Below are 13256 nucleotides of genomic sequence, written 5' to 3'. Positions count from 1 at the left end.
ATTGTTTGTAGAGAGGTGTAAAAGTATAAAAATGTTTTATTTCCTTTAATGATGAATGCCTTGCTTTGTAAGAACGCTAAAGATAGAAAAACGAGTTTTTAAAAAAAATTTAAATCAGAGCAGGGGTTTTTATCTGCATGAACGTTTATAATAACGACAATAAGACTAATGAAAGGATTTTTTAAAAATTATTTGGAGAACAAGTGTTCCGAGAGCGAGTTTCTGGCTTTCTTAAACATGTTTCTGAAGCCGGAAAAGCAGACGGAATTGGGGCAAAGTATGCAGGAACACTGGAAGGAAATGCCACTTGAACAGGAAGCGCCCGACTTATCTCCAACCTTGCACAAAATTCACTTCGAAATAAATAACCGCGAACGGGGAGGGAAGCAAAATAACAGGTTTGTTACCTATCTGACCCGGATTGCAGCCGTACTTTTTATTCCCTTAGCCATTGCTTTTTTTCTGAATATAAGGAAAGAACCGTTAATGGAGGGAACCCAAACCATTTCAACACCCCTGGCTTCGAAAACAAATTTTACACTTCCGGATGGATCGGTAGTTTACCTGAATGCGGGTTCATCGTTAAGTTTTCCTAAAAGTTTTTCCGGCGACAAACGTTTGGTAAAATTAGACGGGGAGGCTTATTTTGATGTGGCCCAAAGCAAACGTCCGTTTGAAGTGGAAACTCCGGCATTAACCGTAGATGTATATGGAACTGCTTTTAATATAATGGCCTATAACAATGCATTGCCGGAGGTTACGCTTGAAAGGGGAAAAGTGGCCGTAACAAGCAAAACCGGCGAACAAAGATTTTTGAATCCCGGCGAACAGGCACGCATTGATACCATCAGTCACAGTATTGCTGTAAATAAGGTGGAGACAAACTTGTTTACCTCGTGGATCAACAACAAGCTGATCTTTAAAAATGAGCCGCTGGGTGATGTGATACAACGTCTGGAACGCTGGTACAACATTTCCATTGATATTCAGGATGAATTGCTGGCGCAAAAACGGCTCAACGCAACCATCGAATACGAATCGGTGAGTGAAGTAATGGATTTGCTGGAAATTACGCTTCCGCTCAAATTTGAATACAATAAAAACGAACGAAAACTGGTAATAAAAAATAACGAACCATAAAACTAAAAGAGGTGCCTATGACGTAAAACTATCGTGATCGATGTTCTATCGATTGTATTGTATCTGTAAAAATTAAAAGTGAGGAAGCCGCGAACCTCCCCACTTTCGAGAACAATAATTTATTCAAATTATTAATCACATCAATTCAAAATTATGAAAAAAAAGAGATTGAGAAAGATCCCTTTGGGTGATTTCTTTGTTAAAATTTTAAGAATTATGAAGTTAAGTCTTTTTATTTTGTGCTTAACCGTTTTTACGACAGTGGCTTCGGAGAGCTACTCGCAATCAACTAAACTATCGCTCGAGCTGAGAGATGTTACCGTAAGTACTGTTTTAAAAGAAATAGAAGCGCAGAGTGAGTTTCGCTTTTTTTATTCAGAAGACATTGATACAAGAAGGGAAGTATCCGTAAATCTTGCGAATTCAAACATCATCGATGTGCTGGATAATATTTTTAACGGAACAGAGGTTGTCTATAAAATTGTTGGCCGCCAGGTGGCATTGTACAATAAAACCGGCGAAGAAGTAAGCTTGCCCGCTACTCCGCAAACCCGTGAAGTAAAAGGAACAGTTTCCGATGCAGGTGGTTTGCCACTGCCGGGAGTTACTGTAATCGTAAAAGGTACCACACAGGGAACAGTGACCAATTTCGACGGAGAATACTCGATTAAAGGAGATATTGCCGCTGATGCTGTTTTGCAGTTTTCGTTTATTGGCATGCGTACTCAGGAAGTGCCGGTTGCCGGAAACACAACAATCAATGTGCAGATGGTTGAAGAAACCATCGGGATTGACGAGGTAGTGGCCATCGGTTACGGAACCATGCGTAAACACGATGTTACAGGGTCAATCGCCCAGGCGAAAGGAGAAGAGTTGGTAAAAGCGCAGAGTTTTAGCGCCCTTGAAAACCTAAGAGGAAAAGTATCGGGAGTAAACATCTATTCCAACTCATCGCAACCCGGAGCTTACCAAAGTCGTGTGGTGATCAGGGGGTTATCTACGATTACTTCTTCTTCTGATCCCCTTTACGTGGTTGACGGTGTGGTGATGGAAAACTTCGGACTGATGAACCCGAACGATATTGAGCGGATTGAAGTATTGAAAGATGCTTCTGCTGCAGCTATTTACGGTGCCCGCGGTGCCAACGGTGTTATTTTGGTAACTACCAAACGCGGAAAAAAAGACGGCGAAGGAGCCCGGGTAAGCTACCAGGGATCAACCAGCTTAAGCACTGTTGCCCGTTTTATGGATGTATTGAATGCCCAGGAATGGACCGACGCTTTTATGATCGGGCTGGCCAACGAAAATGAGTACATGGGAAAAGAATGGTCGCTTAACCGCGCTGACTGGTTCACCGACCGGAATTATTTTGACGGGAACGGAAATCCCCTGTACGATACTGACTGGCAGAGAGAAGCTACCAGAACTGCCATTTCGCACAACCACCAGCTGAATGTTCAGCAAGCAGGCAAAAACTCTTCAACAGGTGCCTTCCTGAACTATACCGATCATCAGGGAGTGGTAAACAACACATACAGCAAGCGTGTGAATGCCAAACTGTCTTTTGACGCCGATCCTAAAGAATGGATGTCTACAGCCATTAATTTGATGGTGAACCACTCTTGGGGCCGCTACACTCCTGAAACAGGTGGCGGACAGGAAGCCCGTCGTACCATGATTGAGATGTTGCCCTGGCTGCCGGTAAGAGATGCCGCCGGAAACTACACTACTTCTTCCAGCTCGTCGATGTCCGATACATTTGGTTTTGAAGGGATGTCTAACCCGGCCATGATTCTGGACCTGCAGAAAAGAATGAGATACAATACGCAGATCTTCGGGAATGCGGCTCTTACTTTCCATTTGGCTGATGGTTTGGATCTGAAAACCCAATTGGGGATCGATAACCACAATAGAACCAACAAAGGTTATTCTTCCATTGCATTGAATAACATTTCGATGCCAAACGGATGGGCCTATATTAATCATACCAATACTTTTTACTGGCAGGAAGAAACTTACCTGACCTACCAGAAAGTATTTGAATCACATAGGTTAAATGCCATGGCAGGTCTTTCTTGGCAGGAACGTACGTCCAATTACGACAGTTCGTACACCGAAGGATTTAGCGACGACTTTTTTGAATGGAATAACATGGGAGCCGGAACAAATCCGTCTGCGCCAACATCCAGCCACGACCGCTGGGCTATGAACTCTTACTTCCTGCGTTTGGCCTATACTTACAACGATAAGTATTCAGTAACAATGACCGGTCGTTACGATGGTTCGTCGAAATTTGGAGAAAATAACAAATACGCGTTTTTCCCATCGGCAGGTTTGGCCTGGAACGCTTCGCAGGAAGATTTCCTGAAAGACAATGCAACAATCAGCATGCTGAAATTTCACACCAGCTACGGGTTAACCGGAAACTCTGAAATCGATACTTACAAGTCGTTGGCGTCAGTTGGCTCGGGAACATTGTTGCTTGATGGTTCCAGATCACCATATTCGTACATCAACTCCATTGCCAACCCTGATCTGAAGTGGGAAAAAACAGCCCAATTCGACTTTGGTTTCAATTTAGGTTTGTTTGACAACGGTTTGAATTTTGATATTTCTTATTACCACAAGAAAACAACCGACCTCTTGCTCGAAACGCCGCTGCCAACTTCTTCAGGCTTTAGCTCTATCTTCAAAAACATTGGTTCGGTTCAAAACCAGGGCCTCGATATGATGGTGAATGCAACCCCGGTAAGAACCAGCGATTTTTCGTGGGATATTAATCTGAACCTGAACTACAATAAAAACAAGATTCTTCATTTGGGAGACAACGACGAAGATATCGAAATGAATTACTGGGTAGGTGGTTCGGAAAGTATTTTACGTGTGGGTGAAAACCTGAGTAGTTTCTACGGATACAAAAGATTGGGCGTTTACACCATCGAAGATTACGAAGCCGGTGATTGCAAAAAAAGCGATATTGGCCGTGCCAAACGTTCAACCGAAAAAGAAATCATTGGTAAAGGAATGCCGGACTGGACAGGTAGTTTGATCAACACCTTTAACTATAGGAATTTCGATTTAACGGTTGACTTACAGTTTGTATGGGGCGTTGAAACCATGCAGCAGTTCTACCATTCAACCTACGACCGTTTTGGAATTACCAACGGGCTGTCAGAGATTTTGTACGATGCTTACGATGGAACCAATCCATATACCATGCAACAGGCTATTTATTTGAGTAACTCAGGTCATGCAGGCCAAAATACAACCGTAGATTCGGGCTGGATTGCCGATGGTTCTTACCTGAGAGCCAACCTTATTCAGTTGGGTTATACGTTCTCCAATGCCAAATGCCAGTCTCTGGGAATTTCAGCATTGCGTTTATACACCAGTGTAAACAATGCTTTTCTGCTTACTTCGAAAGATTTCAACGGGTATGATCCAGAAGCAACCTCGCAGGGCGATAACACCAGTGCTAAATTTGGACAGAACATGACCTTCTTTTCTTATCCGAGAGCCCGAACATGGACATTTGGATTAAACGTAACATTTTAATGAATTTTAAAACGATAACTACTATGAGAAAAATAATAGTATTCTTATCACTGAGCCTTGTTTACCTGACATCGTGTACCGACTTTTTGGATGAAAATCCAAAATCATCCATAACTGGTGACAATTATTATAAAACGGAAACGCAGGCTTTGGAAAATGTGAACTATTTATACCGCATCGGAGCCACAAGGCGTATTTCACAAGCAGCCAGTGCGTACATTGGGCCGAAGGCTTCGATTCCGGGAATGTTGACAGGCTATTTTAGCAATAGTTACGAAGGTCAGGAAGTAGTTTGCAAGTATTCGCGCTTGTTAACCCGCCAGGAGCATACCAATGAAATTTCCAATACATCGGATGATATCTGGGATAACTGTTACGCTGCCATTAATGTTGCCAACAATGCAATTGTGAGCATTCCCAACATTCAGATGGATCCCAACAATGCAAGCAAACTATCGGCTGAAGCCAAATTCTTCAGGGCCTTCAACTATTTTTACCTGGTAAAAACATTTGGTGATGTGCCTTTGTTGCTCGAGCCTTCAACGCTGGAAAATCTTTATCCGGAAAGAACGGCTGCTTCGGCTGTTTTCGCGCAAATCGAGGAAGATTTGAAAGATGCAGTAGATACTTTGCCCGAAAAAACATTTTTCGACAACGGGCGCCGTGTTTCAAAATACGTTGCTGCCATGGCGCTGGCTGATGTTTACTTCTACCAGGGAGATTATGCCAATGCAAAAATCTATGCAAAAATTGTAGTTGAGTCGCCTCATGCGCTTACGGCGAATACCGACCTGGAAGGTAGCAGTGCTTTCAATCAACTGCGTTCAACCGACGACCTAAATGAGGTTATCTATGCGCAGGAATACGATGCAGGCATTTCCAATGGCAGCTGGTGGCCAACTTATGCGTTCTCTTCTTCTGCAACAGCGGTATTTGGTACCTATTCTATTTTTGAAAGAGTGTACGGTCCAAGCGATCGGTTTTTGAATGTATATGAACAAAACGATCTTCGTATTCAACCCAACCAGTTTTTCCATTGGACCTATACCAATCCGAACAACGGTAAAACCTGGACAGCTCCGGAAGGACAGGCAGGGTGCTGGTATTATTTTGATGAAACGGCTTTGTTGTCGACCGGTATTAGTACAAAAGACTGGAATTTTTACCGTTTGGCAGAAGCTTACCTGGATTATGCTGAATCAATTGCACAGACAGAAGGAGTAACCGATGAAGCAGCTACTTATCTGGCTAAAGTTCAGGTGCGTGCTGCTACTGAGGGAGAAACAGAAGCGGAGATCAAAGCCGGTTTGCTGGCTTTGTCAAAAGAAGATTTTATCGAAGCTTGCTGGACAGAAAGAATCCGCGAATTCCCGCTGGAATTTAAATTGTGGGACGACTGTGTAAGAACAATGAAATTCCCGGTTATCTCTGACACAGAGAAAGGAAAGGTTACATATGTTGACCTGATTGGTGCCCAAAATGCAACGGGAGCCACATTCAAACAAACCGACCTGGCTTTCCCGATTTCATTGAGCGAATTGCAACGTAACCCGAACCTGGTTCAGAACGAAGGTTATGCCAGCAAATAAAAACAGCATCAGAACATGCTGATATAAAGTGCTTTTTCAACAGCCGGCGGGAGCTTTTCTGCCGGCTGTTAATTATATATTGCTTAACTTGCCAAGCACAGCATAAATCAATTTTTGAGACAGTTTTTTATGAAATGAGGAAAACCGTTTGTATACTGATTGTACTTTTTTCTGTTTTGGCAGCTTGTACGCATTCGAACAAGAAATTTACCCAATACGTAAACCCTTTTCTGGGAACGGCTCCACTGCAAGACAGCATCGATTGTGGTTACAATCCGCCCAAAGACTGGCGGGTTTGGGCCGGGCTTACTTACCCGGGAGCTTCGTTGCCCAACGCCATGGTACAATTGAGTCCGGTTACCGAGTGGCACAGCGGTGCCGGCTATGAATACGAGGATACGGTAATTTACGCTTTCACGCACACCAACAAAGGACATTGGAATTTGTGTCACATTCCGCTTTTCCCGGTAACCGAAAACTTCACCAGCGATGATTTTGCTTCTGCTTTTAGTCATAAAAATGAGTCAGCCGAACCAGGTTACTACCAGGTATACCTGAAGCGCTACGGAATTAATGCAGAACTGACCACAACACTTCGCTGTGGTTTTCATTCTTACCATTACCCCAAAGGCAAACCGCAAAAACTGATTGTGAACCTTGCCCAATCGAACGAACGGGTGCAGGACTGGCACATTGAACAAGATGGAGACCATGTTTTTAAAGGTTTTCAGAAAACAGGGGATAAGATATTTTTCTATGCCGAAACCAACCGGACCATAGTAAACCTTGAAACAACCGGCGACGGATCTCGAAAAGTCGCCGTTGTTTCTTTTGATAACAGCGATTCAGAAAACCCGGTAGAAATTAAACTGGCACTTTCGTTTGTCAGTGCCGAAAATGCCCGGCAAAACCTGGAGGCCGAACTTTCGGGTAAAAGTTTTAGCCAGGTAAAAGAAGAGGCCTCCCAAACCTGGGAAAATCTGCTTTCAAAAATAAAGGTAACAGGTGGCAGCGAGCGCGAAAAGGAACTGTTCTACTCTTCGCTCTACCGTTCGTTTTTGTGGCCGGCCCTTCGCAGTGATGTAAATGGTGATTTTACCGATACTGCCGGAAAGGTGGTAAACAAAAGTTTCCGTTATTACACAAACCCATCACTCTGGGATACCTACCGCAATAAACTGGTTTTACTGGGTATGCTGGCGCCCGATGTTACTAGCGATGTTATTCAGTCGCTGATCGATAAAGGCGAAAATTCGGGGTTTATGCCGACCTTTTTTCACGGTGACCATGCCGCGCCTTTTATTGCCGGCTGCTATCTGCGCGGAATAAAAGGATACGATATTGATAAAGCTTACGAGTTATTGCTTAACAATGCAACCAAAGAAGGAGGCACGCGGCCTTACATTTCGGAATACATTGCGAAAGGATACATCTCAACACCCGTAGTTGAGCATCCGCATGTGGAAACCAAGGCAAAGGCGGGTGTAACCAAAACCCTCGAATATGCCTACGACGATTACTCTCTCGCTCTTCTTGCCAACGCACTGGGAAAAAACGGGGATTATGAAATGCTGATGAAGCGGAGCCGGAATTATAAAAACCTGTTCGATCCTTCCAGCGGATTAATGCGCGGGCGCCTGGAGAACGGAGATTGGGTGAACAATTTCAATCCTGAATATCCGTATTACGAATACATGTACCGGGAAGCCAATGCGTGGCAGTCTTCCTTTTTTGCGCCACACGATACCAAGGGGCTGATAAGTCTTTATTCCAGTGAAGCTGCTTTCGAAAACAAGCTCGATTCGCTGTTTTCAATTCCGTGGAAAGGGAATTACATCGCGCGCAATGTATCCTCGTTTATCGGACAGTATTGCCACGGCAATCAACCGGATCACAGCTTTCCGTATTTGTACACATTTATTGGCAAACAGGAAAAGTCTCAGGTTGTTCTCGACAGCATCTTGAACCGTTTCTACGGAATGGGAGAACATGATCTGGCGCTTTGCGGAATGGACGATGCAGGTGAAATGTCGTCGTGGTACGTGTTTGCGGCCATGGGCTTTTATCCGTATTCGCCGGCCGACGCCGAATACATCGTATCAGTCCCGCTTTTCGATAAAGTGGAACTGGCGTTGGAAGAAGCAAAGAACACGGTCATCCGAAAGGAAAATTCAGGGAATAAAATTCAGGATATTACTTTTGAAAATTCAAGAATCAGCGGGTATTTCATCTCTCATGAACAACTTGTGGGAGGTGGAACTATCCTTATTAAAACAGAATAGAAATAAAAAAATACCTACAAATGACTAACAGAAGAGATTTTTTGAAAAAGGGAACCATTGCCGTTGCTGGTGCATCGCTTATGGGGACGAATCATTTATGGGCGCTACCGGTTGAGCAGAAATATGTAAGCAACCGTCCGGCTCCGGGGAAAAGACATTTTACTTCAGAGGCAGTGGAGAAAACCATCGCTTCGGTAAAAGCGAAAATCAAGGATCCGAAACTGGCTTGGATGTTTGAAAACTGTTTCCCGAACACCTTGGATACTACGGTTGAGTTTGGAACATTGAACGGGAAACCGGATACTTTTGTGATTACGGGCGATATACATGCCATGTGGTTGCGCGATTCTACAGCCCAGGTTTGGCCTTACATGCCGTTGGCGGGTGAAGATAAAGAATTGAAAAAATTACTGGCAGGCGTGGTGCATCGTCAAACGCAATGCATTCTGCTCGATCCGTATGCCAATGCTTTCAATAAAACCAAGGAAGAAGAAGTGCACTGGATGAGTGATCATACTGACATGAAACCGGGTTTGCACGAACGTAAATGGGAAATCGATTCGCTGGCGTATGCCGTTCGTTTGGCTTATAATTACTGGAAGACCACAGGCGATACGTCTGTTTTTGACGCCGACTGGCAAAAAGCAGCCCAATTGATTGTAAAAACATTTAAGGAGCAACAGCGCAAAGAGGATCATGGACCCTATGTGTTTATGCGCACCACCGATCGTCAGTTGGATACGGTTTCAAACGGTGGTTACGGACGTCCGTTAAAACCGGTAGGGCTGATCAACTCAACGTTCCGCCCTTCGGATGATGCGACTACCTATGGCTTTCTGATTCCATCGAATTTGTTTGCGGTAGTTTCGCTTCGTCAGCTGGCTGAAATCAGCACCCAGGTTACCGGAGACAAAGCTTTCGTAAAAGAATGTAAAAACCTTGCCGATGAAGTGGAAAAAGCCATTGAAAAATATGGCATTGTGGAACATCCGCGTCACGGAAAAGTGTATGCCTTTGAAGTAGACGGTTTTGGTAACCATGTTTTTATGGACGATGCCAATGTGCCCAGCTTGTTGGCACTTCCATACCTGGGGCTGATCGACCTGAACGACCGGGTTTACCAGAATACGCGTAACCTGGTTTGGAGTAACGACAACCCGTATTTCTTCCAGGGAAAAGCTGCTGAGGGAATTGGCGGACCGCATGTTGGTTACGACATGGTTTGGCCGATGAGTATTATTATGAAAGCCATGACCAGCACCGATGACAAAGAAATCAGCTGGTGTGTAAAAACGCTTCGCAACACCGATGCAGATACCGGTTTTATGCACGAAACTTTTCACAAAGACGATCCGGCGAATTTCACCCGTTCGTGGTTTGCGTGGGCAAACACCTTGTTTGGCGAGTTAATTCTAAAACTGGTGAACGAAGGAAAAACAGATTTGCTCAACAATCTGTCATAAAAACATTCAGTTGAATCAGTGAGACTATGATTTTGTTTTTCAAAATCATTTAGCCGAACTGATCCCGAGCGATAGACGAGGGATCTCATGGGTTATATTCCCCGCACCTTGCTGCGAGGAGTCTCATTAAAATAAAGAACCCGGGTTGGCAATGCTTTCCCGGGTTTATTTTTAAATAAGCCACGTCTTGAATTATAATTTAACTTCAACAGCTTCTCCGTTGTAGTTTATTGTTTGTACCAGTCCTTTTTCTGAGAGGAAAGGAACAGCATCCTGCTTCGAAATTTTATGAATCCGAAACACACGGTCTTTGATCATTCCTTCAAACTCGCCTTGGCGGGCAAGTATTTTCAACGTTTTCACAGCTTCGGAATATTCAAAGCCTATCACACTGTATTTTCCTTTTTCGTAATTGTAGTTGGTCGATTCGTCTTCGTATAAATTGAACGAACCGTCTTTTCCTGAATAAACATAAATGTCGATCGGGACATCAGGCTTTTGGTCGGTGTATTCAATTTCAGGTCCTGCCGGAACAATGGAGCCTTCGCATATATACAAGGGCATTCGTTCGTAGGGAGCGGTTACTTCCGCTTTCTGTCCACCTTCAAGGTATTCGCCTGAATAAAGATCGTACCAGCCTGTATGTGCCGGAAAATAAACTGCACGCTGTCTTGCCTCGTATTCAGTTACCGGGCAAACCATCATAGAGGGGCCAAACATAAACTGATCGCCGATGTTCAGCACATTTTTGTCGGCGGAGAAATCCATTGCCAAACCACGCATAATGGTGTAATCGTCGAAATAAACCGCGCCGGTTAGGCTGTAAATGTATGGCATCAGGCGATAGCGAAGTTTGTTGTAGTATAACATCGACTGGTAAGCCGGGTGTTTCTCGGGGGCGATGTTGTAGATTTCGCGGTAAGGGAATTGCCCGTGCACACGGAAAAGCGGAACAAATGCGCCAAACTGGTACCAGCGGGTATTTAGTTCGCGCCATTCTTCCATGTCTTCACTTCCTTCTTTGGCACGTTCAAATTTCTTTTGTACGCAAAAACCGCCAATGTCCATCGTCCAGTAGGGAAGGCCCGACATAGAGAAGTTGATTCCGGCAGTGATTTGCGCTTTCATATCTTCCCAGGTGGTGCCAATATCACCGCTCCAGGTGGTGGTACCGTAGCGCTGCATGCCAGAAAATCCCGAACGGGTTAGGATGAACACGCGGTCCACAGGGTTTTTCGCTCGCTGACCTTCATAAATTCCTTTTGCATTCATTAAAGCGTAGGCATTGAAATATTGGGTTGATGGTCCCAGGGCGGTTGGGTTCATCAGTTTTTTTCGGTATTCAACACTGGCATTCGAAAGAATATCGGGTTCGGTTGCATCGAGCCACCAGGCATCGATTCCTTTTGAATACAGTTTTTCATCTATTTGCTTCCAGAACAGTTTGCGGGCATCTTCGCTGTAAGCATCGTAAAACGAACCGATATAACCGGGAAAAATCCAGTCGCAGATGCTGTCTTTTATGGCTTGTTGGTAGATCCAGCCGTATTTGTCAAATTCTTTGTAATGCTCTGTTCCTAGGTAAAATTTCGGCCACACCGAAATCAAAATACGTGCATGCTTATCGTGTACTTGTTTGATCATTCCTTCTACATCGGGGAAACGTGCTGTGTCAAAATCGTGGCTTCCCCATTTTTCAACCGGCCAGTACGACCAGTCCTGAACAATGTTGTCGATCGGTATGCGACGTTTTCTGAATTCATCCAGCGTGCTTAGCAGTTCTTCCTGCGTTTTGTAACGCTCGCGGCTTTGCCAGAATCCCATGGCCCATTTCGGCATCACCTGGGCCTTCCCGGTAAGTGTGCGGTAGCGGCTGATTACGTCGTCCACCGAATTTCCTTTCATAAAGTAGTAGTCGATCTGGTCGCCCATTTCAGAGTAAAAGGAAATATCGTTTTGCTGACCGGCCGGTACCGGAGACAAGGCTTTCAATCCAATATAGGAAACACCGCCATCGGGGTACCATTCCAGTTTGATGTCGTAATCCTGACCTGCATTCATGTCAATTGGGAACTTGGCTACGGAAGGATTCCAGGCAGTCCGCCACTTGTCTGCCAACAGTTGTCCGTCGATCCATATCTTTGTGTAACCCGCATAGTACAAGAGAAAATGAAACAAGCCGCTTTCCTTTGGCTGAAGTTTTCCTTCCCAGGTAATTTTGGCCCGGTCGAAACTAAACCCTTTCGGAAAATTCTCAATCGTCTCCAGGTTTTCGTAATCGATGGTAGCTTCTTTGCGTTCCAGAAAAACATGAACGCTATCCGTATTGTCGATATAGGTAGCCGTCAGACCACCTTCTTCGCCTTTGACATCCACAAGTTTAAACTGGCTGATTTGACCGTAAGGACGTGGGTCGCCAAAACGCGAAAGCGAGTAATTATCCCAAAGAATTCCGTAGTTTTTGGTGGAAACCACAAAAGGGATGGAAACTTTTGTATTGTACTGAAAAAGTTCCTCGTTTTTGCTTTTGTAGTTCATTTCTCCGGCCTGGTGCTGGCCAAGCCCGTACAGCGCTTCATCTTCCGAAGATTCAAACACCTGTTGCAACTCGTAGCCTCTCACCCCGTCCACTTCCATGGCTTTAAGCCTGGTTCCGCCGTCTTCTTTTCCTCCAAGAATGAGGTTGCCTTCTGCGTCGTAGAAATCAATCGCGCCGGTTTTCATCGAAACTTCTACTTTGGTTTTTGATGTGGCAACGATAACCTTGCCCTCTTTTTCTTCCACGGTATACTCAACAGACGGGAGGCCGGGTAAAACGGAGAGGCTTGGTGCATCGCTAAAAGTCTTGGTGGCGCTGGCACTTACCCGAATTATTTCGTCACCCAGCGGAACAATCATCAGCGCCTTCGCCGATTGATGCTGCGCATTTTTGGGGTAAATTACAACGCCTTCACTACTTTTTTCCCAGGAGGATTGTGCGCACGAAAAAGCAAATAAGCTAATCAATACGATGGCCGGTAGTTGTTTCATATGGTCGCAGTTTTAGATAGCCAAATCTGTGTTTTTTGTTGATTATTCGTTAGTTATAGTCGATCTAAAATACAAAAAAGCCAAGAGCTTCTTGTGTTTTAGAATGTTTTTTGTTGAAAATACAATAAGCTTTCTTTTTATTTTGTTTTAAATTGACCAAATTTGAAAAAGGCTGGTGATGACATCACCCAATAAAA

6 protein-coding genes are annotated in these 13256 nt (G+C 44.4%); 5 read left to right on the top strand and 1 reads right to left on the bottom strand.

Annotation, left to right across the window (positions count from 1 at the left end; genetic code table 11):
- The first annotated feature begins 168 nt into the window (after positions 1-168).
- From INQ51_RS01000 to INQ51_RS00980, 5 genes are all read left to right on the top strand, one after another.
- Positions 169-1140 (top strand): FecR family protein, encoded by a 972-nt coding sequence (locus tag INQ51_RS01000; RefSeq protein WP_233376034.1) that lies wholly within the window; start codon positions 169-171, stop codon positions 1138-1140.
- A gap of 216 nt (positions 1141-1356) precedes the next feature.
- The gene (locus tag INQ51_RS00995; protein WP_233376033.1) at positions 1357-4695 is read left to right on the top strand and encodes a TonB-dependent receptor; all 3339 of its coding nucleotides are present in this window, start codon (positions 1357-1359) and stop codon (positions 4693-4695) included.
- A gap of 23 nt (positions 4696-4718) precedes the next feature.
- Positions 4719-6284 carry a RagB/SusD family nutrient uptake outer membrane protein gene (locus INQ51_RS00990; protein ID WP_233376032.1) on the top strand — a complete coding sequence of 522 codons (1566 nt, stop codon included), beginning with the start codon at positions 4719-4721 and terminating at the stop codon, positions 6282-6284.
- Positions 6285-6418: 134 nt separating this feature from the next.
- Positions 6419-8566 (top strand): GH92 family glycosyl hydrolase, encoded by a 2148-nt coding sequence (locus INQ51_RS00985; protein WP_233376031.1) that lies wholly within the window; start codon positions 6419-6421, stop codon positions 8564-8566.
- A 20-nt stretch (positions 8567-8586) separates the two neighbouring features.
- Positions 8587-10029 carry a glycoside hydrolase family 125 protein gene (locus INQ51_RS00980; protein ID WP_233376030.1) on the top strand — a complete coding sequence of 481 codons (1443 nt, stop codon included), beginning with the start codon at positions 8587-8589 and terminating at the stop codon, positions 10027-10029.
- 192 nt (positions 10030-10221) lie between these two features.
- Here INQ51_RS00980 and INQ51_RS00975 read toward each other — a convergent pair whose 3' ends face one another.
- Positions 10222-13059, bottom strand: coding sequence for a TIM-barrel domain-containing protein (locus INQ51_RS00975; protein ID WP_233376029.1), 2838 nt, complete (start codon positions 13057-13059; stop codon positions 10222-10224).
- Positions 13060-13256: the final 197 nt, after the last annotated feature.

This window comes from Maribellus sp. CM-23, from assembly GCF_021354595.1.
In the GTDB taxonomy this organism is placed as follows: Bacteria; Bacteroidota; Bacteroidia; order Bacteroidales; family Prolixibacteraceae; genus Draconibacterium.
Note: the sequence above shows the minus strand (reverse complement) of the source record. Positions and strands in the feature narration are given on the sequence as shown.